General features: G+C 69.2%; 21 protein-coding genes. 4 read left to right on the top strand and 17 right to left on the bottom strand.

Annotated features, from left to right (window positions below):
* Nucleotides 1-45: 45 nt before the first annotated feature.
* Nucleotides 46-873 carry a PH domain-containing protein gene (locus tag PI990_RS19160; RefSeq protein WP_271658138.1) on the bottom strand — a complete coding sequence of 276 codons (828 nt, stop codon included), beginning with the start codon at nt 871-873 and terminating at the stop codon, nt 46-48.
* A gap of 295 nt (nt 874-1,168) precedes the next feature.
* Here PI990_RS19160 and PI990_RS19155 point away from each other — a divergent pair, with 295 nt between their 5' ends.
* Nucleotides 1,169-2,041 carry an RNA ligase family protein gene (locus tag PI990_RS19155; protein ID WP_271658137.1) on the top strand — a complete coding sequence of 291 codons (873 nt, stop codon included), beginning with the start codon at nt 1,169-1,171 and terminating at the stop codon, nt 2,039-2,041.
* Nucleotides 2,038-3,180, top strand: coding sequence for an AAA family ATPase (locus PI990_RS19150; protein WP_271658136.1), 1,143 nt, complete (start codon nt 2,038-2,040; stop codon nt 3,178-3,180). The genes PI990_RS19155 and PI990_RS19150 overlap by 4 nt, the downstream gene beginning before the upstream one ends.
* 8 nt (nt 3,181-3,188) lie before the next feature.
* Here PI990_RS19150 and PI990_RS19145 read toward each other — a convergent pair whose 3' ends face one another.
* Nucleotides 3,189-3,632 (bottom strand): SRPBCC family protein, encoded by a 444-nt coding sequence (locus PI990_RS19145; RefSeq protein WP_271658135.1) that lies wholly within the window; start codon nt 3,630-3,632, stop codon nt 3,189-3,191.
* A 40-nt stretch (nt 3,633-3,672) separates the two neighbouring features.
* Nucleotides 3,673-4,245, bottom strand: coding sequence for a TetR/AcrR family transcriptional regulator (locus PI990_RS19140; RefSeq protein WP_271658134.1), 573 nt, complete (start codon nt 4,243-4,245; stop codon nt 3,673-3,675).
* Nucleotides 4,246-4,364: 119 nt separating this feature from the next.
* Between PI990_RS19140 and PI990_RS19135 the strand changes: the two genes are divergently transcribed.
* Nucleotides 4,365-5,804, top strand: coding sequence for an amidase (locus PI990_RS19135; RefSeq protein WP_271658133.1), 1,440 nt, complete (start codon nt 4,365-4,367; stop codon nt 5,802-5,804).
* A gap of 6 nt (nt 5,805-5,810) precedes the next feature.
* Here the strand turns inward: PI990_RS19135 and gspM are convergent, their stop codons facing one another.
* From gspM to gbpA, 12 genes are all read right to left on the bottom strand, one after another.
* The gene (gene gspM / locus PI990_RS19130; RefSeq protein WP_271658132.1) at nt 5,811-6,275 is read right to left on the bottom strand and encodes a type II secretion system protein GspM; all 465 of its coding nucleotides are present in this window, start codon (nt 6,273-6,275) and stop codon (nt 5,811-5,813) included.
* A 40-nt stretch (nt 6,276-6,315) separates the two neighbouring features.
* Nucleotides 6,316-7,395: a type II secretion system protein GspL gene (gspL, locus tag PI990_RS19125; protein ID WP_271658131.1), complete on the bottom strand. Its 1,080-nt coding sequence runs from the start codon at nt 7,393-7,395 to the stop codon at nt 6,316-6,318.
* Nucleotides 7,396-7,400: 5 nt separating this feature from the next.
* The gene (gene gspK, locus PI990_RS19120; protein WP_043245988.1) at nt 7,401-8,276 is read right to left on the bottom strand and encodes a type II secretion system minor pseudopilin GspK; all 876 of its coding nucleotides are present in this window, start codon (nt 8,274-8,276) and stop codon (nt 7,401-7,403) included.
* Nucleotides 8,269-8,850, bottom strand: coding sequence for a type II secretion system minor pseudopilin GspJ (gene gspJ / locus PI990_RS19115; RefSeq protein WP_271658130.1), 582 nt, complete (start codon nt 8,848-8,850; stop codon nt 8,269-8,271). Before gspJ ends, gspK begins: the two co-directional genes overlap by 8 nt.
* Nucleotides 8,847-9,215 carry a type II secretion system minor pseudopilin GspI gene (gene gspI, locus PI990_RS19110; RefSeq protein WP_442969285.1) on the bottom strand — a complete coding sequence of 123 codons (369 nt, stop codon included), beginning with the start codon at nt 9,213-9,215 and terminating at the stop codon, nt 8,847-8,849. Before gspI ends, gspJ begins: the two co-directional genes overlap by 4 nt.
* Nucleotides 9,202-9,684 (bottom strand): type II secretion system minor pseudopilin GspH, encoded by a 483-nt coding sequence (gene gspH, locus PI990_RS19105; RefSeq protein ID WP_184491727.1) that lies wholly within the window; start codon nt 9,682-9,684, stop codon nt 9,202-9,204. The genes gspI and gspH overlap by 14 nt, the downstream gene beginning before the upstream one ends.
* 237 nt (nt 9,685-9,921) lie before the next feature.
* Entirely contained in the window at nt 9,922-10,356 is a 435-nt protein-coding gene (gene gspG / locus PI990_RS19100; RefSeq protein ID WP_271658128.1) for a type II secretion system major pseudopilin GspG, read from the bottom strand.
* A gap of 15 nt (nt 10,357-10,371) precedes the next feature.
* A complete protein-coding gene (gene gspF / locus PI990_RS19095) occupies nt 10,372-11,580 on the bottom strand; it encodes a type II secretion system inner membrane protein GspF (protein WP_271658127.1) in 1,209 nt (402 codons plus the stop codon).
* Nucleotide 11,581: 1 nt separating this feature from the next.
* Complete coding sequence (gene gspE, locus PI990_RS19090) at nt 11,582-13,054, bottom strand: type II secretion system ATPase GspE (RefSeq protein ID WP_271658126.1); 1,473 nt, start codon at nt 13,052-13,054, stop codon at nt 11,582-11,584.
* Nucleotides 13,051-14,949 (bottom strand): type II secretion system secretin GspD, encoded by a 1,899-nt coding sequence (gspD, locus tag PI990_RS19085; RefSeq protein ID WP_271658125.1) that lies wholly within the window; start codon nt 14,947-14,949, stop codon nt 13,051-13,053. Before gspD ends, gspE begins: the two co-directional genes overlap by 4 nt.
* Nucleotides 14,946-15,467 (bottom strand): type II secretion system protein N, encoded by a 522-nt coding sequence (locus tag PI990_RS19080; protein ID WP_052351289.1) that lies wholly within the window; start codon nt 15,465-15,467, stop codon nt 14,946-14,948. The genes gspD and PI990_RS19080 overlap by 4 nt, the downstream gene beginning before the upstream one ends.
* A gap of 104 nt (nt 15,468-15,571) precedes the next feature.
* Nucleotides 15,572-17,113 carry an N-acetylglucosamine-binding protein GbpA gene (gbpA, locus tag PI990_RS19075; RefSeq protein WP_271658124.1) on the bottom strand — a complete coding sequence of 514 codons (1,542 nt, stop codon included), beginning with the start codon at nt 17,111-17,113 and terminating at the stop codon, nt 15,572-15,574.
* Nucleotides 17,114-17,366: 253 nt separating this feature from the next.
* Here gbpA and PI990_RS19070 point away from each other — a divergent pair, with 253 nt between their 5' ends.
* On the top strand, nt 17,367-19,133 hold the full coding sequence (locus PI990_RS19070; protein WP_271658123.1) for a putative bifunctional diguanylate cyclase/phosphodiesterase: 1,767 nt from the start codon (nt 17,367-17,369) through the stop codon (nt 19,131-19,133).
* 40 nt (nt 19,134-19,173) lie between these two features.
* Here PI990_RS19070 and PI990_RS19065 read toward each other — a convergent pair whose 3' ends face one another.
* Entirely contained in the window at nt 19,174-19,461 is a 288-nt protein-coding gene (locus tag PI990_RS19065; RefSeq protein ID WP_021222435.1) for a hypothetical protein, read from the bottom strand.
* Nucleotides 19,462-20,262: 801 nt separating this feature from the next.
* Nucleotides 20,263-21,012 (bottom strand): TerC family protein, encoded by a 750-nt coding sequence (locus PI990_RS19060; protein ID WP_021222434.1) that lies wholly within the window; start codon nt 21,010-21,012, stop codon nt 20,263-20,265.
* Nucleotides 21,013-21,246: the final 234 nt, after the last annotated feature.

The raw sequence follows: 21,246 nt of genomic DNA, 5'->3' as shown, positions 1-21,246 counted from the left end.
TTGTTTGCCGACCGGCGCAGGGCGCGCCGGTGGCGGGGCGGGCGGTCACAGGCTGCTGAGGACCTTGGCTTTCGCGCTCTCGTACTCGGCGGCGGACAGCTTGCCCGCGTCGAACTGCTTCTTCGCCTCGGCCATGCCCTTGGCCAGCTTCTCGGCGCTGGCGGACGCGGTCGCCGGGTTCATGAGCTTGGCCATGCCGGCCAGGGCGCCGAAATCCCCCTTGCCCTGGAAGGAAAAGGAGTCGCCTTCATCCACGGTGCTTTCGACGGTGGTGCTGCTGGTGGTGCGCGGTGAGCCGACGGTCGTGTGGCTGACCGTGCCAGGCGTCGCACCGGAGAAGGCGGCGGAAAAGAGCGCGTCGAAGGCCGGGGTTCCCGGCATGGGGATGTTGGGCATGGGGGCGCCCGCCGTTCCGGCGGTTCCGGCGGTTCCGGCAACGCCGGTGGTACCCGGCATGCTGGCAAAGCCGAACCCCGAGCGCTCTTCCATGCCGCGGACGCGGTTCTTTTCGCGCCACTCCTGTTCCTGCCGCTGGCAGTACACGTACAGGGCGCGGGCGCTCACCGGCTCCAGGCCGTCGATGCGCACCAGGGTGCCGTTGTACAGGCGCAGGCTCAGCACGGCGCCGAACAGGCCCGGCAGCAGGTTCTCGTCGATGGCGGCGTCCTGCAGGTCCTGCCAGCGGATGTCGTGCATGCGGTAGCCGCCGAACACGCGGCGGATGAATACGATCAGGCGCATGTTGGTGGCGACCACGATCTCCCGCCGGTGCTTCAGCGCCTTCAGGCGCAGCTGGTGCGAACTCTGGATGATGGTCTCGTCGGTGAGCAGCAGGGACTTGAGGGTGGTGAGGGCGGCCTCGATCCGGTCCATGGACATTTCCTGGGAAGTGGAGTGGCGGCAGATTGCCAGCTGGCGCCATGTCGGGCAAGCGCTCTGCGACGCACTTCACACGACCGTGTTGACAGCGCGTGTGCTGCGGGTTTTCAATGCGCGCCTTTCCGATCCACCCCTCCATCCAAGTGGTGAAGCCAATGCCCCGCGCCAGCCAACACGCCTGATACCGACGACGGTTCACCGAGCCCTGTTGCTGGCCGCCCCTGGGTGGCTTCCACTGATTCCCCGCTGAAGCGCGTCGTCGGTTTTCCCTTTTTCACAGGAGAAGACCATGACGGATCATTCCTGCGCCCATGCGCAAAATCTCGAGCTGTTCAAATACCCGCGGACCCCGCACCTCGAATCCTCACGCCTGCAGGTCGGTGACAGCGACGCCGACCAACTGGCCTACCGCGAGCTCGCCGGCTGCCACCTGGTGGTGGAAGAGAAGCTCGATGGCGCCAATGCCGCCATCAGTTTTTCCGCCGGTGGCGAGCTGCTGCTGCAGTCCCGTGGGCACTACCTGATCGGTGGTGGCCGCGAGCGCCAGTTCAGCCAGTTCAAGCAGTGGGCCCGGGCCCACGAGCACCTGCTGCTGGAACGGCTGGAGGACCGCTACGTGCTGTTCGGCGAGGTATGCAGCAAGCTGCATTCGGTGTTCTACGACCGCCTGCCGCACCTGTTCCTCGAGTTCGACATCTGGGACCGCCAGCAACGGGCCTTCCTTTCCACCCGGGCGCGGCGCGCGCTGCTGGCCGGCAGCCCGGTGCTGTCCGTGCCGGTGCTCCACGAAGGCGCGCCGCCGCCCCGGCTGGCGGATCTGCTCAAGCTGGTGCGGCCGTCACTGGCGCGCTCCGCCGGCTGGCGCGAGGCCTTTGAACACACCGTGCGGCGCGAAGGGCTGGACCTGGCCCGCGCCTGGGCCAACGGCGACAGCTCCGAGCTGATGGAAGGGCTGTACCTGAAGATCGAAAGCCCCGAACACACCCTTGGCCGGGTCAAGTGGGTACGGCCGGACTTCGTCCAGGCCATCCTCGACTCCGGCATCCACCATTCACAGCAGCCGTTCATTCCCAATCTGCTGGCTCCGGGCGTCGATCTCTACGCCCCCGAGCCGGTGGTGACCTGGGCCGATCTGGCCGCTGCACAAGGACGACACCCATGAACCTGGAACACTTGCGGGCCCTGGTGCCCGCACCCGGCGGCGCAGCGGACTTCGCCGCCTGCCTGGCGCTGATCCCGGCGCTGGGCGAGCTGGCCAGCACCCCGCAAGACCCGGTCTACCACGCCGAAGGCGATGTCTGGACCCACACGCAAATGGTGGTGGAGGCGCTGCTGGGGCAGGGCGCCTACGCCACGGCGGACGACGACGAGCGCTTCGTGCTGTTCATCGCCGCGCTGCTGCACGACATCGCCAAGCCGGCGACCACGGTGATCGACGAGGCCACCGGCAAGATCGGCCAGCCCGGCCATTCCCGGCGCGGCGCCATCGACGTGCGCATCCTGCTGTGGCGCGCCGGCGTGCCCTTCGCCTTGCGCGAGCGCATCTGCCGGATCATCGCCGTGCACCAGCTGCCGTTCTTCGCCCTGGCGGGGGACAAGAGCGGGCGTTCGGCGGAATTCATCCTGCACAAGCTGTCCTGGGAGCTGCCGGTGTGGATGCTCTGCGCCGTGGCGCGGGCCGATATGCAGGGCCGTCACTTCCACGGCAAGCAGGCGCTGCTGGACGACATCGAGCTGGTGGAGCAACTGGCCGAGGAGGAGGGCTGCCTGCGCGGGCCCAAGGCCTTCGTCGACGACTACACGCGGGTGCGCTACTTCCGTGGCGCGCGGGTGCTGCCGGACTATCCCCTGCACCGCGAGGTGGAGGGCTCCCAGGTGATCGTGCTGTCCGGGTTGCCGGCCAGCGGCAAGAACTCCTGGCAGGCGAAGCACCAGCCCGAGCTGCCGGTGATCTCCTTCGACGATGCACGCGAGGCGCTGGGCCTGCGCCATGGCCAGAACGAGGGGGCCGCTGCGCACTTCGCCATCGACCAGGCCAAGGCACTGTTGCGTTCGCGCCAGCCCTTCGTGTGGAACGCCACGCACCTGTCGGCGCAGATGCGCAAGAAGACCCTCGACCTGCTCTACGCCTACGACGCCCGCGTGCAACTGGTGTACCTGGAGGCCAGCGAAGCGGAGATCCGCCGGCGCAACACCCGGCGCGACAGCAGCCTGCGCAACCAGGACATCGCGCGGATGCTGTTCAAATGGGAAGTGCCGCTGCCCACCGAGGCCGAGGAGGTGGTCTACCCCGGCGCCTGAGGCGGCGCTCAGGGGTTGTCGAGGGCGCGGGCGAGATGGCCGAGGATCATGTTCCAGCCGTCGCGGGTGGCGGTGGCGTAGTGGGCCCAGGCCGGGCGCATCTCATGCTCCAGCAGCAGTTCGCAGCCCTCGCCCAGGGGGGTGAAGCTGAGGCTGATGCGGTCGCGTGAAGGGTCGTCGCGGTCGATGCCGAAGGTGAACACCAGGCGCGTCGGCCGCTCGATCTCCAGGTACTCGCCCAGGTGCTCGGCATCCTCCTCGCCGCGTCGCTCGATGATGCAGTAGCTGCCTTCGACCCGGGCGTCGATGTCCACCACGCGCATTTCGCCGTCCGCCGTGGCGAACAGGAAGCGCGAGGCGATAGCCGGGTCGAGCCAGGCGTCGAACACCTGCTCGGCGCTCTGGCGGAAGCGCCGCATGACGCTGATGGTGGTGGGGGCCGCTTCGGTCATCGGGTGGCTCCTGGGCCATGAATTGCTGTGTTGGACCGCCTCAGGCGCCGATCTTCTTCCTCACCATGCGCAGAAGCTTCTCGCCGACCCGCTCGATGCCCTTGTTTTGCGAGACGATCTGCGCGCCCTCCATCAGGTAGGTCAATTCCTCGGCCACGTCTTGCGCATCGGTCAGGCCGGCCTCGACGCAGAGCGCGGCGAGGCGGCGGAACTGCGCCTGCTTGTGCGCCTCGATCAGCACCCGGGCGGGGTGCTGGTCGTCGGGTATCTCGGCGATCACGTTGGTGAACGAGCAACCCCGGTACGAGGAGGTGGACAGATCGTCGGCGATGAACTGGGCGAAGCCTAGCAGCTGCGCCCGGGCGTCGCCGGGGTGGGCCTGCGCCAGGCGCTCGAAGATGTCGCGGTACTGCTCGATGTGCAGGCGGATCCACTCCAGCACCAGGGCATCCTTGGATTCGAAGTGACGGTACAGGGTCATCTTGGTGGACTCGGCCTTGGCCGCGATGGCGTCCACCGTGACGCGGGTGATCCCCTCGTTGAAAAACAGCTCCTGCGCGGCATCGATGATGCGTTCGCGAGGGGGCAGGCGCATGACGCGCTCGGGTCGCATGGCGTTCTCCGCTTGACGGGCGATACTGATGAGTATCACTGTATACCGAGCAGTATCGCTCGATACTGAATGGTATCAATCATACCTGCTTCAGCTGGCAGGTGAACCTGGAGAGCCCCATGAATCTGTCTGAATACGCCGCTCAGGATGCACTCGGCCTGGCCGCGCTCATCGCCCGCCGCGAGGTGACCGCCGCCGAGGTCAGGGACGCCGCGTTGGCGGCTTTCGCGGCGCTCAACCCCGCGATCAACGCGCTGGTCGAGTACTGGGACGACGAGCCGGCGCCTGCCGCCGGGCCGCTGCACGGCGTGCCGTTCCTGATCAAGGACGTGGGCGTGGCCATGGCCGGGCGCCGCAACGAGCTGGGCAGCCGCCTGGCCGAGGGGCTGGTGAGCCCGGCTGATTCCAACCTGATGCAGCGCTTCCGCCAGGCCGGCCTGGTGACCCTGGGCCGCACCACGGTGCCGGAGCTGGCCGCCAGCACCGCCACCGAGTCCCTGGCCAACGGCCCCACCCGCAACCCCTGGAACCCGCAGCACGGTGCCGTCGGCTCCAGCGGTGGCGCCGCCGCTGCCGTGGCGGCCGGCCTGGTGCCGGTGGCCCATGCCACCGATGGCGGCGGCTCGATCCGCGTGCCGGCGTCGGTCACCGGCCTGTTCGGCCTCAAGCCCAGCCGCGGGCGGGTGTCCATCGGCCCGGCGCTGGACGAGGTGTGGAGCGGGCTGGCGGTGCAGGGCGTGCTCAGCCGCTCGGTGCGCGACAGCGCCGCGCTGCTGGATGCCATCCAGGGCCACGCCACGGGCGACCCGTACCGCATCCCCGCGCCCGTGCGGCCCTACCTGGAGGAAGTGGGGCGCGAACCCGGCCCGCTGAAGATCGGGCTGCTACTGCACCCGCTCGATGGGGGACGCAGCGCGGCGTCCATCGTCCAGGCGACGGAAGGGCTCGCCCGGCAGCTGCAGGAAATGGGGCACCGGGTCGAGGCGGTGCAGCCGGATATCGGGTTGAGCTGGGAGGCCTTCGTCGAACTCAATGCGCGCTTCTGGGCCGCCAACACCGCCGACTGGATCGACGCCCTGGCAGCGCAGACCGGCCGGCCCATCGACGCCAGCACCCTGGAGCCGGCCAGTCTGGCCCTCTATGAGCTGGGCCGCGGCCTCAGCGCCATCGACCTGCTCGGTGCCATGCACATGCGCAACACCGTGGCCCGGCGCATGGGCGAATTCTTCACCCGCTTCGACCTGCTGCTGAGCCCGACCCTGCCGCACCTGGCCCCGCCCATCGGCGAATACAACCGGGGCCAGGAAGCGCTGGACGGCCGCGGCTGGATGCAGCGGGTGTTCCGGCAATCACCCTTCACCGCCCTGGCCAACGTCACCGGTGCCCCCTCCATGTCCGTGCCCCTGGCCCAGGACGCGGCCAGCGGGCTGCCCATCGGCCTGCAGTTCAGCGCCGACTGCGGCCGCGAAGACCTGCTGCTGCGCCTCGCCGGGCAACTGGAACGCGCACTGCCCTGGGCCAACCGCCGGCCGCCGATCTGGGTGGGTCGCCAGGCCTGAGGCGCGCTAGGCCCCAGCCTCCACCTGCAACCGCGCCCGCGCCTGGCCGTCGGGGCTGACCTCCAGCCCCAGGCTGGCGACCCGGGCGCCGGCTTGCTGCAACTGCCGCAGCCAGCCGATCAGGTCATCCAGCGCCCCCTCCAGGCCGAGGTTGATGCGCCCGGCGCCTTCATGGTCCATGCGCTCGATGTTCAGCCGCGCCTCGGCGCTGGTGCGTGCCAGCAGGCCGGGGAGGGCCTCGGCGGTCAGCGTCGCTTGCGGGCGCGCAGCCGGCAGACGGGCCAGGTCGGCCTGTAGGGCCAGGGCCTGCTGGTAGTCCTGCTCAGCCTGGTGCAGGGCCTGGCGCTGGGGCTGCAACAGCAGCGTCCAGGCCAGCACCGGGCCGAGGAACAGGCCCAGCAGGAGCAGCGCCCGACGCTCACGGGCGGGCAGCTGGCGCCAGCGGTTGTGCAGGGAGGAGAGCGGGTTCATCAGCGGGGTTCCTTGGTTTGGCGGGTGCCGGTTGCGGGGTTTATTCGGCGATGCGCAGGCGCGTGCTCACGCCTTGGGCGCTGCGCACGCTGGAGTCGGCCTGCACCTCCAGGCCCTGGCTGGCGAGGCCTTCGCGCAGGCGTTCGATATCGGCGAAGGAGCCGGCCTCCACGCGCAAGGTCCAGCCTTCGCCAGCCTGGTAATCGAGGCGCTGCACCCGGGCCAGGCTGCCGCCACCGGCACTCCAGCTATTGGCCAGGCTTTCCAGGCTGTTGGCCAGGCCCTGGGCTGGGCGCTGCGCCGTAACCAGCTGCGCCTGCACCTGGCGGCCCAGGTCGACCACCCGAGGCTCCTCCGGGAAACGCCGCTGCCACTCGTCGAGGTTGGCCTGTTGCAGCGCGGCGCTGCCCTGTTCCAGCCAGTGGCGATGCAGCAGGTCCTGGGCCAGCTGGGCCCCCCCGGCGAGAACGGCGACCAGCGCCAGGGCGCCGACGGGCACGCGCTTGCCGTTCCGTTGGGCGAATTCGCCCTGGCGCAGGTCGATGGCCCGTGGCGCGCCTTCCACCAGCAGTGGCCAGGGGGATTCCTCACGGCGCACGAGCCCCTCGGGCAGCAGCTCCGCGAGGGCGTCCCATTGCGCGTCGGGCAACGCCGCACACTGGCCTGCTCCGCCGCCCAGCAACCAGCGGCCCGCACAGTACAGGGCGCAGGGCTCGCCCGCTGGCAGGCAGTCGGCATCGAGGTGGATGCGGCTGGGCACCAGGCCGTGCTGGGCGAGCCGGGCCAGACACCCCTGCAGCCAGGCACGGTCCAGTGCGATCACCCGGCAGCGGCGCCCGTCCAGCAGGGGGCCCCGGGCCAGGTGCAGGTTGTCGATGTCATCCAGCAGGCGCTCCTCCAGGGCGGAGCGCAGCGCCTGGCGCAGCCAGCGGCCGCTGCGGGACGGCACCTCCACTTCATGGGTGCTGGCGGCTTCGGCGGGCAGCAGCAGGGTCAGCCGCTGGCCGGCCAGCGCCGTGGCCGCCTGGTGGAGGTCGCCCTGTTCGGGGGCGTGGGCGTCCAGCCACCAGGTCAGGGGGCTGTCGTCATGGGGAGTGGCGAGGTGGAGCCAGGCGTGCACGGGGGTTACTCCGGGTGTGAAAGGTCGGGCGCCAGCAGTTGCCGGCGCAGGACGTTGATACGGCCATCGCGCTCCAGGCGCAGGTCACTGGCGAGGTACAGCTGCCGCTCGCCCAGGCGCACCTGCAGGTGGGCACGGAAATGCCGGCTGTCGACGCCCAGCTCCCGGCTGCTCACCTCGCGGCCGTGCAGCAGCGGCTGCTCCATGAAGGCCTGCACGCTGGCATAGCCCTGGGGCGGTCGTGCCTGCACCAGGGTGCGGGCGATGGCCGGGTCGAGGCCTTCGAGGCTGGCCAGCACCTCGGCGGATGCGGTGTTGAGGTTGAGCGCTACGCCGCCGAGGGTGGCGACATGCGGGCGCAGGCGTTGCAGGCCGGCTGCGTCCAGTTGCTCCAGGCGGGCCAGTTCGCTGCTGTCGGCGAAGGGCTGCGGCTTGCCGTCGGCGCCGGGCCGTTGCGGCAGCAGCGCCGGGTCGTGGTGGGGCAGGCCGAGGTTGGCCAGCAGGCGCTGGTAGCGTGCACGGGCCAGGCGGCTGGTGCTGCGCTGGGTGTCGAGGTCGAAACGCCCGGCCAGGTCTTCGATGCGGATGCGGATCTGCCCGCCATCGATGTCGAACAGGTTGCCGTTCCGGGCCCAACCCTGGCCCAGGTGCACCCGCAGCGGCTCCTCGCGCGTGGCGAGGTCATCGTGCAGCTGCTGGCGGGCCCAGGCCTCGCCGCTCAGGGCCAGTTGCCAGAGCTGTTGCTGCTGCAACTGGTTGGCGCTGCTGGCCAGGCTCAGGCGCTGACGGGCGAGCATGTCGCTGATGATCAGGGTGACCAGCGCCGTGACCAGCAGCACGCTGATCAGCGCCACGCCGCGCTGGCGGTGCCGTTCACTCATGGTCCGGCACCTTCAGGCCCGGCAGCAGGATGACCCGGCGCAGCCCCGGGTAGCCCGGCGCGTCCAGCTCGATCTCCAGCGCCCGGGGCAGGTTCAGCGGGCCGCCGCCTGCCGGCCAGGCGTCCGTGGGCTGGCCCTGGTCATCGATGTAGCGCAGCCGGGTCAGTTCCACGCCTTCCAGCAGGCGCTGGCTGTGCTCCGCGCCGTCGTCGCCCCGGTAGGCCCGCAGCCACTGGCCCTGTTCCCAGCGGTGCTCGACCCACATCACCTCGCTGCGGCGCTGCTGCAAAGGGTTGGCCCAGCCGCCGCGCATCAGCCGCAGCTGGTGGTCGCGGCCGATCAGCGCCTGGCGTCGGCTCGGGTCATCGGGCAGGGCGGCGGGGAGGGCCTGCCACAGGTCGCGCTGGAAGATGTCCAGCGCGCGCTGCAACTGGCGCAGCTGCTGCTCGTGCTGCTGGATGCGCCGCTCGCTGTGCAGCACCCGCTCCAGCAACTGGTAACTGGCCAGGCCGAGCAGGGCGAACAGGGCGATGGCGATCAGCACTTCCAGCAGGGTGAAGCCGCGCTCGTTCATCGCGGCGCCTCGATGAAGCCGCTGAGCAGCGCGCGGGTCAGCGGTGGGTCGTTGGGCACCGCCACGTCCACCTTCACTTCCAGCAGGCGCGGGTCGGGCGCGACGCCGATCTCGGTGCCCAGCAGCCATTGGCGGCCGGCGAAGGCGATGCGCTCCTGGCGGTAGCCACGTTGTGGCTCGCGCATGCCCGCGCGCAGTTCGTTGAGGCGGTTGTCCGCCAGCCACTGGGCCAGGCTGCGCTCGGTGAGCCCGGCGTTGTTGCCGGCGATATGCCCGGCGGCGCTGTACAGCGCCACCGAGAGGGTGGCGAAGATGGCCAGGGCGACCATCACCTCCAGCAGGGTGAAGCCCTCACAGCGTTTCAATGCGCACCTCTTCCAGGCCATCGCTGGCCAGGGTCAGCAGCGGCTTGCCGCGCAGCTCCAGGTACAGGGTGAAGGGCGAGATTTCATCGCTGGAGAGCACCAGCAACTGCGGCGCGGTGCCCCCGGGTGCATTGCCCAGCTGCGCGGCATCCTCGGCGGCTTCCATGCGCAAGCGCAGGGGCTCGGCCAGGTGCTGCGGGCGGTAACCGGGAGCGGGGGCCCAGCGGCCGTCGGGCTCCAGGCGCTGCACGGCGTAGCCGTCGGCGTCCACGCGCAGGCCGAACTGGCGCTGGGCGAGCAGCGCATCCTCGCGCAGCAGGGCGATCAGCACGCGCAGGCGCTCGGCCTCGCGGCGTGCCTGCTGGCCGCCGTGGTCGCCCTGGGCCAGGCCGGCCAATCCCGCCACCAGGCCGATCAGCAGGATGACCACGAGGATTTCCAGCAGGGTGAAGCCCCGCGCGCGGTTCATGGGTGGGCTCCGGTGTGGGCGGCATCGCGAATGAATTCGCTCCAACGGAGGGGCGAACGCCCCGCGTGATGCGTTGGCGATGCTGCGCACCGCTTGGCGAATAAATTCGCCCCTACAAGGGCACGGTGCGACATCCCAACCGATGTCGGCGCCAAAGGAGACCAGGTCTTAGGCGTTGCCTTGGCTCCCTCGGTGCGGCAGCCCGCTACGGGAAGCGTTTTCACATGCTGCGGCATTTCAGCGATCCCAGTTGCCGATGTCGGCGTTGAGGCCATCGCCGCCGGCGCGGCCGTCGGCGCCGAAGGAGAACAGGTCGTAGGCGTTGCCCTGGCTGCCGGGGGTGATGAACTGGTAGGGGTTGCCCCAGGGGTCCACGGGCAGGCGCTTGAGGTAGCCGTCGGGGTTCCAGTTGCGCGCCGGCGGGCTGCCATTGGGTTTGCTCACCAGCGCATCGAGGCCTTGCTGGGTGCCGGGGTAGCCGTGGTTGTCGAGCTTGTAGATGTCCAGGGCCATGGCGATGGCGTTGATGTCGGCGCGCGCGGCGGTGACCTTGGCCTGGTCGGGGCGGCTCATGATCTGCGGCACCACCAGGGCGGCGAGCACGCCGAGGATGACCACCACGACCATGATCTCGATAAGGGTGAAGCCGGCTTGGCTGCGTTTGCTGTGCATGGGGAGTCCTGCCGTTCAGGCGATGAGTTGGTTGAGGCTGAGGATGGGCATGAGGATCGCCAGCACGATCACCAGCACGCTGGCGCCCATGAACACGAGCATCGCCGGCTCGAACAGGCCCACCAGCATGGCGATGCGGGTGGCCAGTTGCGCTTCCTGCTGGCGCGCGGCGCGGTCGAGCATGGCGTCCAGTTCGCCGGAGCGTTCACCGCTGGCGATCATGTAAAGCATCATCGGCGGGAAGTGGCCGCTGCGTTCCAGGGCCCGTGTCAGCGGGCCACCTTCGCGCACGGCGCGTGCGACGTCTTTCAGACCGGTCCGAATCTGCCCGTTGGCCACCACTTCGGCGGCGATCTCCAGGGCATCCACCAGGGGCACGCCGCTGCGCCCGAGGATCGCCAGGGTGCTGGTGAAGCGCGTGCAGTCGCTGGCCCGCACCAGGCGCCCGAGCAGCGGCAGGCGCAGCAGCAAACGGTGCCAGGCGAGCCGCGTGGCGGGCCTGCGCAGGGCCAGGCGCAAGGCGCAGATGCCCCCGGCGCTGGCCAGCAGCAAGGCCAGGCCGTGGTGTTGCAACAGTTCGCTGGCGGCGATCAGGCCGCGGGTCAGTGCGGGCAGTTCCTGGCCGCTGTCGATGAACACCTTGACCACGTCCGGCACCACGAACCCCAGCAGGAAGCCGACGATGCCGAAGGCCGCCAGCAGCAGGATGCTCGGGTAGAGCAGGGCCAGTTGCACCTGCTGGCGCGCAGCCTGGCGCGATTCGGTGTAGTCGGCCAGTTGCAGCAGCACCTGGCCGAGGTGCCCGGCGCGCTCGCCAGCGGCCACGGTGGCGCGGTACAGCGGCGGGAAGGCGCGGGGGAAGCCGGCCATCGCCTGGGCCAGGCCGTGGCCCTCCAGCACCCGCGCGCGGATGGCCAGCACCATGGCCTGCTGGCTGCGCTTTTCCGACTGCGCGGCGACGGCGGCGAGCACTTCCTCCAGGGGCAGGGCGGCCTGCACCAGGGTGGCCAGCTGGCGGGTCAGCAGGGCCAGTTCGGCGGCGCCCAGGCCACGCCCGGACGGCTTGCCACCGGCGCTGCGGCTGCCCTTGGCCAGGCGCAGGCGCAGCGGCACCAGCTGGCGTTCACGCAGCAGCTGGCGGGCTTGGCGTTCGCTGTCGGCTTCCTGCACGCCGCGCTGCTTGCCGCCGCCTGCATCCATGGCGAGGTATTCGTAGGCCGCCATCTCAATCCTCCCGAGTCACGCGCAGCAGCTCTTCGAGGCTGGTGACGCCGGCCAGGACCTTGTCCCGGCCGTCGGCGAACAGGCTCGGCCCGTGCTGGCGGGCATGGCGTGCCAGGTCGGCCTCGCCGCTGCCCTGGTGGATCAGCTGGCGCAAGGTTTCGTCCAGCAGCACCAGTTCGTAGAGGCCCTGGCGGCCCCGGTAGCCGCTGTGCTGGCAGGCCGGGCAACCGCTCGGCTGCCATAGCCGGGGCGCGGCGTCCGGGGCCAGGCCCAGCTGGGCGCAGGCAGCGGCGTCGGCGCGGGTTTCGACCTTGCAATGGGGGCAGAGCACGCGCACCAGGCGCTGGGCCAGCACGCCGAGCAGCGAGGTGCAGAGCAGGAAGGGTTCGACGCCCATGTCCACCAGGCGGGTGACCGCACCCACGGCGCTGTTGGTGTGCAGGGTGGAGATCACCAGGTGCCCGGTGAGGGAAGCCTGCACGGCGATCTCGGCGGTTTCGCGGTCGCGGATCTCGCCCACCATCACCACGTCCGGGTCCTGGCGGAGGATGGCGCGCAGGCCCCGGGCGAAGGTCATGTCGACCTTGGTGTTGACCTGGGTCTGGCCGATGCCGGGCAGGTGGTACTCCACCGGGTCTTCGATGGTGAGGATATTGCGCGACTCGCTGTTGAGGCTGGAAAGCCCGGCGTACAGCGTGGTGGTCTTGCCCGAGCCGGTGGGGCCGGTGACCAGTAGGATGCCGTGGGGCCGCGCCAGGGCGCCTTCGAGGCGCGTGCGGGTGGCGGCGTCCATGCCCAGGCGGGCGAGGTCGAGGCGCCCGGCCTGTTTGTCCAGCAGGCGCATCACCACCCGCTCGCCGTGGGCCGAGGGCAGAGTGGAGACGCGCACGTCCACCTCGTGGCCGGCGATGCGCAAGGCGATGCGGCCGTCCTGGGGGATGCGCTTCTCGGCGATGTCCAGCCGCGCCATGACCTTGATCCGCGACACCAGCAGCCCGGCCAGCTCGCGCCGTGGGCGGAGGATTTCACGCAGCAGGCCGTCCACGCGCATGCGCACCGAAAGGTGCTGCTCGAAGGTCTCCAGGTGGATGTCCGAGGCATGGGCCTTCACCGCCTCGCCGAGGATGGCGTTGATCAGGCGGATGATCGGCGCGTCGTCTTCCTGGTCCATCAGGTCGGTGGTCTGCGGCAGGTGCTCGGCCAGACTGGCGAGGTCGTTGTCGCCGGCCATCTGCTCGCCCAGGCCGGCGGCCACCTGCTGGGCGTCGCCCTGGCCGTCCCGATAGTGCAGGGCCAGGCGTTCGGCGAAGGCGTCCTGGCCGAGCACCCGGCAGCGCGCCGGCTCGCCGTGCAGGCGGCGCACCTCGGTGAGGATGGCCAGGTGCGTGTCGGCGCGGCACAGCAGTTCGCCATCGTCCAGCAGCACCCCGTGGCGCCGGGCGTAGCTGAAGGGCAGGCGGGCCACGGCGCTCATCGGCGGGCCCCGTTGCGCAGGTCGATGGCCGGCTCGGCGGTGGGGTCGAACAGCTGGCGCGGCGCGCTGGGCAGCAGCAGGCGGTTGGCCGCCGGGTCGTTGCTGCGCAACTGGCGCAGGTCTTCGTACTTGCGCTGGCCGAGGCGTTCAGCGGCTTCGCTGCTGCGCAACAGGGTGGGGCGCAGGAACACCATCAGGTTGGTCTTCTCCACCACGTCCTTGCTGGAGCGGAACAGCGCGCCCAGCAGCGGGATGTCGCCCAGCAGCGGCACCTTGCTGACCTGGGTCTTGACGTTGTCCTTGATCAGCCCGCCGATGACGATGATCTGTCCGTCGTCGGCGAGGATGGTGCTCTTCACCGCGCGTTTGTTGGTGATCACGTCGCTGGTGGAGATGCCCGCCGGCGCGGCCGCCAGCTCCGAGCTTTCCTGCTCGACCTTGAGTCGCAGGGTGTCGCCGTCGTTGATGTGCGGGGTGACCTTGAGGGTGATGCCGATGTCGCGGCGCTCCACCGTGGTGAAGGGGTTGGAGGCGCCGGCGCTGTCGGTGGTGTAGGAGCCGGTCTGGAAGGGCACGTTCTGGCCGACGAGGATTTCCGCCGCCTCGTTGTCCAGGGTCAGCAGGCTGGGGGTGGAGAGCAGGTTGTTGTTGGAGTCGCTGGACAGGGCGCTGATCAGCGCACCGAAGTTGCGGCTGCCGATGCCGATCAGGGTGCCGTCCGGCAGCGTCGGGCGCTTGCCGTCCTCCAGGGCGTTGATCACCGAGCCGATGGCGATGCCGTTGCCGCCGAACTGCACGGCGCCGGCGATATCGCCGCCGCGACCGGCCCACTGCACGCCGAGGGCTTCGTTGATGTCGCCGCTGACTTCGACGATCGCCGCCTCCACCAGCACCTGGGCGCGGGGGCGGTCGAGCTGGGCGATGATGCCGTCGAGCATCGCCAGTTGCGCCGGCTCGGCCATCAGCACCAGGGCGTTCTGGCTCTCGTCGGCACTGATGAGAATGGAGCCGGCCTGGCCGTCCTTGCCGCCACGCCCCACTTCCAGGCGCTTGCCGATGCCGCTGAGCAGCTCGGCCAGGCGCTTGGCGTCGCTGTGGTGCAGGCGGACCACGCGGGTGCCGTCGCTGGCGTCACCGGGTGTGTCCAGGGCGCGGGCCAGGCGCGCCATCTGCGCGCGGGCCGGCTCCGGGCCAATGAGGATCAGGCGGTTGCTGCGGGCATCGGCCACCGCCTTGGCGCCCGGTGCGCCGCCATTGGCCTGGTTGACGCTCTCGCTCAGGGTGCTGGCCAGGTCGCTGGCCCAGGCGTGCTTCAGGCTCAGGGTGCTGAAGGCACGCTGGCCGGAGTCGTCCAGTTCGCGGACCACCTGGCGGATGCGCTCGACGTTGCTGGCGCTGTCGGTCACCACCAGGGCGTTGGCGGTGGTGGAGGGCGCGATATAGGCGTCGGTGGCCACCAGCGGACGCACCACGGCGGCCACTTCGGCGGCGCTGGCGTTGTGCAGCGGCAGCACCTGGGTGACCACGGCTTCACCGGCGCTGCCGTCGTGTTCGCTGGCGCGGGTCTTGGCGTCGGCCACCGGCACGATGAGCACGCGGTTGCCCTGATCCAGCGCGGCAAAGCCCTGGCTGCGCAGCACGCTGAGGAACAGCGCATAGATCCCGGCCTGGTCCATGGCGGCGGCCGATTGCACGGTGACCTTGCCGCTCATGCGTGGGTCCAGGACCATGGTCTTGCCGGTGATCGCACCGACTTCGCTGACCAGGTCGCGCAGGTCGGCGTCCTTCATGTTGAGGGTCCACTGGCGCTGCTCGTCCTTGGCAGCGTATGCGGCGAGGGGGCAGAGCAGGGTGCCGAGCATCAGCAGGGCGCGGGTGGTGCGGGTGAGGTTCATGGCGTCGTCTCGGGCGAGGGCGCTGGCGCAGCCAGGGGCACCAGCAGGGTTTCGGCGGGGCGGGCGAAGCCCAGGCGCTGTTCGCGGCCATTGCGCAGGATGAGCACGTGGTCGGCCTCCACGCTGCGCAGCAGGGCGCCACCGGGCAGGCGCTCGCCGGGGCGGTGGAAGGCGCTGCCGCCGGGGGAGGCGATCAGCGCGCGGGAATCTTCAGGGTGGTCGGCACGCAGGCTGGCGAGCAGCGTCAGGAGCATGCCGGGGTCTTCCTCGTGGGCGTCCTGCTGCGGCGGCATGGCGCCGAACATCAGGGCGATGGTGGTGGCATCCAGGCTCGGCGCTGGCATGGCCGTCGGCAGCGACGGTCGGGTCGGCGGTGCGTCGGCTTGGGCCCGCAGGGCCTGGTGGTAGTCGCCGCTGCCCAGGCCCAGCCAGGCCAGCCAGGCGCACAACAGCAGCGCAGCCAGGCCATGCAGGGCTTGGGGCGGCAGCGCGCGCGGCAGGGTGGGGATGAGCGTCATGGCGGCAGTTCCGTCGGGGACGGGAACGGCCCGGCGGCTCCTGGCCGTCGGGCGTTCCGGTTCATCGGGGTGGGGGCTCGGGCGATGGCCCGGCCCCGGTCGGGTTACTTGCGATCCCAGGCCATGCCGGAGTGGGAACCCTTGCCCGGCTCGAACTGGTTCGAACCCGGGGTCCACTGCTTGCAGTAGCCGCTGGCGGGGAAGGGCTTGCACTCGTAGACGTTGCCGTCCTTGGCCAGCACGGTGGTGCCGGCCTTGTAGTCGGCCAGGCCGTCCGGGAAGACGAAGTCGTACTTGGCGTTGCCCGGGTTTTCGCCTTCGCCCGGGTTCTCGCCACCGTTACCCGGTTCGGCGATCAGGCTGAAGCTGTGGGTCTGCTGCAGCAGCTCGCCCTTCTTCGGCGTGGCCACGACCACCAGGTCGTGCTTGCCGGCTTCGGCCTTCAGCAGCGGGATGTGGAAGTGCGGAGTGTTGCCCGGTGCGGCTTCCTGGTGGGCGACGGTCTCACCCTTGGCGTTGAGCACCGTGGCCTTGACCTGGTACTCGCCACCCTGGGCGATGGCGTTGAAGTGCAGGTCGGCCTTGCCATCCTTGATCTGGTAGCTGTCCTGCAGGCCGGTCAGGCCCAGGGAGCCCGGTACGCTCGGCTGGTCTTTCTGCACTTCGACGCGCACGACCTTGCTGTCGGCCTTCACGTGGATGCCGTTACGGCCGTAGTTGGGCACGACGTCGCCGGTGGTGTTCAGCTCGCCCAGCTTGTAGCCGAGGTCGGCGGCGTTGACCTTCTGCGCCAGCAGGAAGGGCCAGTTGTTGGCCTGGGCCTGGTTGGCGTTCTCGATCTTCAGCGAAATGCTGTTGAGCTGCCCGGTCTTGGCGAAGGCGCGCAGGGTCACGGTGTCGCCGACGCTGAGGGGCTCGGGCTGCACGGCGCCGATCTGGTTCCATTCCGGTGCCGGCGGGGTGGTGCCGCCGTTGCCGGCGCCATCGTTGTCGATGTTGACGTCGACCGCCTGGTAGAAGGTGGCGTCGGTGTCGCCGATGCGCCAGGTGGCGAGGATCACATGGTAGCCACTGCGGTCAGCGGGAATGTTCAGGCGGTGGGTGCTGGAGCCTTGGGAAACCGGCTTGGCATGACCGCTGGTGGCGAAGTCTTCGTGCAGCAGCGGGGCGGCTTCGAAGGAGGCGCGGGTCAGCGGCTGGTTGGGGTTCCAGTCCTTCTTGGTGATGTAGAACTGCCAGTAGGCGGTGGCGTGGCCAGCGGTGTACTTCCAGCGGAATTCCTGCATGCCCGACTTGATGGTGGTCTTGTGCCAGCGGGTGGCGGTCTGCTCGTTCAGCGGGCTGTAGGAGTTGTGGCCACCGGCGGCGATGGTGCCATCGGCCGGGCCGCATTCACGGAAGGTGCCGCCGCACCACTTGCCGCCGAAGTGGTTCTGCGCGTCGGGACGGTATTCCACGCTCTGCGGTTCCCACTGGATGGAGCCGCAATTGGCGTTGAGGTTGCCGCCGCCCATGCTGCACATCAGCGAGCGGGATTTCGGGCTCTCGATGTAGCCATGGGAAAAGGCTTGCTGGGATGCCAGGGTGGCGAGGCCGACCGCGAGGGCCAGGGGCAGCTTGCGCAGGGTGCGCTTGGAAATGCTCATCGAAGTACCTTTCTGAGAGGGTGACGAAAATGGGCGCTCCGATACCGCCGCCTGCTGCGAGCAGGCCCGCCGCGACAGGTTGGCGGCGTTATCTGGAGCGGATTCAGGATGCCTCCGGGGAGGTTCCTGTCCCATCGGACGAGTCCGAGAATGGCGTTGTGAATACACGGGGCGGCGCCGAGGCGATCGGGCTGCTTGAATCAAAGGTCGTCGAAGGCTGTCAGAGCCAAGGGTCCAATCGTCGGGAGGACATATGGACGTAACCCCTCTCCCCACCAATGAAACCGAACGCCAGAACAGGGTCCGCGCGCTGCGGCCGCTGGAAAATCGACAGGACGAGGTCTTCGAGAAGCTGGTGCAGATGGCCACCCGGTATTTCGAGGTGCCCATCGCGCTGATCTCGATCATCGATGACAACCGCCAGTGGTTCTGCGCCAGGGTGGGCCTCGCCGTGAGCGAGACGCCCCGGCTTGACGCGTTCTGCGCCCACGCGGTGATGTCGGAGCAGTTGTTCCAGGTCGGCGATGCGCGCCTGGACGAGCGCTTTTGCGACAACCCGCTGGTCACCGGCGAGCCCGGCATCCGCTTCTACGCCAGCGTGCCGCTGCTCACCGAGGAGCGCCTGGCCCTGGGCAGCTTCTGCATCATCGACAGCGAGCCGCGCCCGCCGCTGTCGGCGCGCGATGCCGCCATGCTGGAGTCCCTCGCGGAACTGGCGATGCTGCGCCTGCGCAACATCCGCGAGGCCACCTTCATCGACCAGCCAACTGGCCTGTACAACCGCCTGCGCCTGGAGGAGGACGTGGAGGGGGCGCTGCGCGCCGGTCAGCGCATCACCGTGGTCGCGGCGGACATGATCGCGCCGGCCTTCCTCAACGACATCGTCAAGGTGCTCGGCTACCCCTTCTCGGCGGCGTTGATGCTGCTGATCAAGACCCGTCTGCAGCAGGCGCTGCCGGAGGGGCACCTGCTCTACAAGATCAGCCCCACGCGCTTTGGCTTCATCATCCACGGCGCCCGGCGCGAGGCCGTGGAAAGGCTCTCCCACCGCCTCGCCGACGTTTTCTCGGCGCCCATCGAGTGCGAGGGCATCCCGCTGCAGATCCGCTTCGGCGCCGGCATTCTCGATCTCGATCCGCAGACGGACAATCGCGACTGGCTGCGGTTGCTGGTCAGCTCCGCCGACAACGCCCGGGAAACCGGGGTGCGCTGGCGCTACTACGAGGCCGCGCTGGACCATGCCCAGCAGCGTGCCTTCATCCTCCTGTCGTCGTTGTCCAGGGCGGTGCACGCCGAGGACCAGCTGCGTCTGGAGTACCAGCCCCGTGTCGACCTGGTCAGCGGTCGCCTGGTCGGGGTCGAGGGGCTGCTGCGCTGGCGCCACCCGCAACTGGGAGGCATCAGCCCGGCGGAATTCATCCCTCTGGCCGAGCGCACCGCGCTGATCCGCCCGTTGAGCCTGTGGGTGGCCGAGCGGGCCATCGTGCAGGCCCGCGAATGGCAGCGGCAGGGCTGGGGCTGGAAGGTGTCGATCAACGTCTCGGCCAGCGACATGGACGATGCCGATTTCGTCGACCGCATCATCGAGCTGGTGCGCAGCCACCAGATCGACGGCTCATGCCTGGAGCTGGAGTTCACCGAAAGCGTGCTGATGAAGAACCCGGAGGAGGTGCGGCGCAACCTGTTCCGCCTGCGCGACCAGGGCATCGAGCTGGCCATCGACGACTTCGGCACCGGCTACAGCAACTGGTCCTACCTGCGCGACCTGCCCGCCAGTTCGGTGAAGCTGGACCAGTCGTTCATGCGCAACGTGCAGACCGAGCTGCGCGACCAGCGGGTGGTGGGCGCGGTGATCCAGCTCGCGCGGCAATTGGGCTATCGCGTGGTGGCCGAGGGCGTGGAGACCGAGGAGCTGTACCGCCTGATGCAGTGGTGGGGCTGCGACGAGGTGCAGGGCTACTACGTGGCCCGACCGATGTCACCGGAGCAGCTGGAGGAGTGGCACCGCTCGCGCAGCTGACCCGGGCCGGCGAGGGCCCGGGCAGGCTGGAGCGGAGCGATCAGGACAGGGCGGGCTGGCCTTCGGTGGCCGGGCCGGCCTGGGCGAGGATGAAGGCCTGGGGCACCAGCGGATGCAGCGCGGCATCCGTTTCCTGGCGCACGGCTTCGGCCTCGTCGAGCAGGTGGCGCCAGGTTTCCGCATCCAGCCCGGCGAAATCACGCAGCGCGTTGATATAACCCTGTGCCACGCCGAAACGGTAGGCGAGGGTGCGTCCATCAGCGGCGTTGCGCATGTGCTGCAGCCGTTCGCGGGCTTGGGACAGGGCCAGTTCAGGGGAAATATTCATCGAAGTTCGACTCCTTCGTAACGATATGGCGCTTCGATCGCCACCTGGCGCATCGATATGATGTTGATCTCATATCTATATGAAGGGTTCAGGTCAGTTTCGCGGTTTTTGCAGCGAACAGGGCAGGTGGGGGCGGTTTCATCCGTGAAAGGCATCGCGAATGAATGGCTCTGTCTGCGTTAAGTGTTGCTAGAAGAATTGAGCCCAGCTGATTGCCGAGTTCTGGTGATGTTTCTGGTTTCGCCCCCCCGGGCGAGTCCCTTTTAACAATCGCCTTAAAAGGAACCAAAAGGGCTTGCCCCATCATCCGGCCCCGGCTTCGCCGGGGTTCCCTCACTCCATCGTTGCTCTGGGGGCCGGCGCGATGGGCCATCCATGGCCTGGCGCGCCTCTCGCGGCATCCATGCCGCTCGTCCCCCGGCGCAACGACTGCGTTCGGCCTCCTGGAGGGGCGTTGGCGGCTGCTCCAACTTTCTTCGTCCAGCGCATCGCCATGTGGTGCGCACGGGCTTTCGTAGGATGGTGTAGAGCGAAGCGAAACCCATGCGGTGGAGGTGGTACGAACTCTTGGGCGCCCGGAAATGGCCGTGCTTGAGCGCTTGCTTTAAAACCACAACAGCTAACGCAGACAGAGCCAATGAATTCGCTCCCACCGGGCCCGGTGCCTATCGGGGTGTAGGGTGGATGACGCTCTTTTCATCCACCAGGCGGGGGTGGGCGCGGCCCCGGGCTGAAGCCCGGGCTACGGTGCTGTCCTGGGCAACGGAAGTCGCCCCTCTCCCGCAGGAGAGGGGCGGTGCGTCACTCCTGCGGCTGTGCCTTGCGACGGGCGCGGCGGGACAGCATGTTGAGCGCTTCGATGGCGGCGGAGAAGGCCATGGCGGCGTAGATGTAGCCCTTGGGCACGTGGGCGCCGAAGCCTTCGGCGATCAGGGTCATGCCGATCATGATCAGGAAGCCCAGGGCCAGCATCACCACCGTGGGGTTGTTGTTGATGAAGCGCGCCAGGGGATCGGCAGCCAGCAGCATCACGGTGACGGCGGCGACCACGGCGATGACCATGATCGGCACATGCTCGGTCATGCCCACGGCGGTGATGATGCTGTCGACGGAGAACACCAGGTCCAGCAGCAGGATCTGCACGATGGCCGAGCTGAAGCCGATCGCGGCGACCTGCTTGCCGACGAACAGGTCGCCTTCCGGCGCCGGGTCCACCGAGTGGCGGATTTCCGTGGTGGCCTTCCACAGCAGGAACAGGCCGCCGGCGATGAGGATCATGTCCTTCCAGGAGAACGCGTGGTCGAACACCTCGAACACCGGGTGCACCAGTTGCACGATCCAGGCCACGGTGCCGAGCAGGCCCAGGCGCAGGATCAGCGCCATGCCGATGCCCAGGCGGCGGGCCTTGGCGCGCTGGTGCTCGGGCAGCTTGTTGGTGAGGATCGAGATGAAGATCAGGTTGTCGATACCCAGTACCACTTCCATGACCACCAGGGTGGCCAGGGCGATCCAGGCGGTGGGGTTCGACACGAGTTGCAGGAGGTAATCCACGTCGGCTATCCGAAGATTCAGGGAGGCGCCATTCTGGAGATTCGACCGAACGGCGGCGATGGAGGAATAGCAACAAGTCTTTTCAAAGCGCACGCCGGCGCAAGGCGCTGTCCCGGGTTCCCGACAGGCGGTGCAGCGGCGGCGCCAATGGGGGCTCGGGCGGAGGCGGGAAATTGTTCGCAGACAGTGTCCCAGAGCCTGTTCATACTGCCCACACCCTCCCTCGGAACGACC

It is taken from the genome of Pseudomonas sp. TUM22785 (assembly GCF_028198105.1).
In the GTDB taxonomy this organism is placed as follows: Bacteria; Pseudomonadota; Gammaproteobacteria; order Pseudomonadales; family Pseudomonadaceae; genus Metapseudomonas; species Metapseudomonas solani.
This window is presented reverse-complemented; position numbering and strand designations above follow the sequence as displayed.

Bases quoted from the DNA above. Each gene is read 5' to 3' on its own strand.
- PI990_RS19160 (WP_271658138.1), bottom strand. From the start codon at position 873: ATGGACCGGATCGAGGCCGCCCTCACCACCCTCAAGTCCCTGCTGCTC.
- PI990_RS19155 (WP_271658137.1), top strand. From the start codon at position 1,169: ATGACGGATCATTCCTGCGCCCATGCGCAAAATCTCGAGCTGTTCAAA.
- PI990_RS19150 (WP_271658136.1), top strand. From the start codon at position 2,038: ATGAACCTGGAACACTTGCGGGCCCTGGTGCCCGCACCCGGCGGCGCA.
- PI990_RS19145 (WP_271658135.1), bottom strand. From the start codon at position 3,632: ATGACCGAAGCGGCCCCCACCACCATCAGCGTCATGCGGCGCTTCCGC.
- PI990_RS19140 (WP_271658134.1), bottom strand. From the start codon at position 4,245: ATGCGACCCGAGCGCGTCATGCGCCTGCCCCCTCGCGAACGCATCATC.
- PI990_RS19135 (WP_271658133.1), top strand. From the start codon at position 4,365: ATGAATCTGTCTGAATACGCCGCTCAGGATGCACTCGGCCTGGCCGCG.
- gspM (WP_271658132.1), bottom strand. From the start codon at position 6,275: ATGAACCCGCTCTCCTCCCTGCACAACCGCTGGCGCCAGCTGCCCGCC.
- gspK (WP_043245988.1), bottom strand. From the start codon at position 8,276: ATGAGTGAACGGCACCGCCAGCGCGGCGTGGCGCTGATCAGCGTGCTG.
- gspJ (WP_271658130.1), bottom strand. From the start codon at position 8,850: ATGAACGAGCGCGGCTTCACCCTGCTGGAAGTGCTGATCGCCATCGCC.
- gspH (WP_184491727.1), bottom strand. From the start codon at position 9,684: ATGAACCGCGCGCGGGGCTTCACCCTGCTGGAAATCCTCGTGGTCATC.
- gspG (WP_271658128.1), bottom strand. From the start codon at position 10,356: ATGCACAGCAAACGCAGCCAAGCCGGCTTCACCCTTATCGAGATCATG.
- gspF (WP_271658127.1), bottom strand. From the start codon at position 11,580: ATGGCGGCCTACGAATACCTCGCCATGGATGCAGGCGGCGGCAAGCAG.
- gspE (WP_271658126.1), bottom strand. From the start codon at position 13,054: ATGAGCGCCGTGGCCCGCCTGCCCTTCAGCTACGCCCGGCGCCACGGG.
- gspD (WP_271658125.1), bottom strand. From the start codon at position 14,949: ATGAACCTCACCCGCACCACCCGCGCCCTGCTGATGCTCGGCACCCTG.
- PI990_RS19080 (WP_052351289.1), bottom strand. From the start codon at position 15,467: ATGACGCTCATCCCCACCCTGCCGCGCGCGCTGCCGCCCCAAGCCCTG.
- gbpA (WP_271658124.1), bottom strand. From the start codon at position 17,113: ATGAGCATTTCCAAGCGCACCCTGCGCAAGCTGCCCCTGGCCCTCGCG.
- PI990_RS19070 (WP_271658123.1), top strand. From the start codon at position 17,367: ATGGACGTAACCCCTCTCCCCACCAATGAAACCGAACGCCAGAACAGG.
- PI990_RS19065 (WP_021222435.1), bottom strand. From the start codon at position 19,461: ATGAATATTTCCCCTGAACTGGCCCTGTCCCAAGCCCGCGAACGGCTG.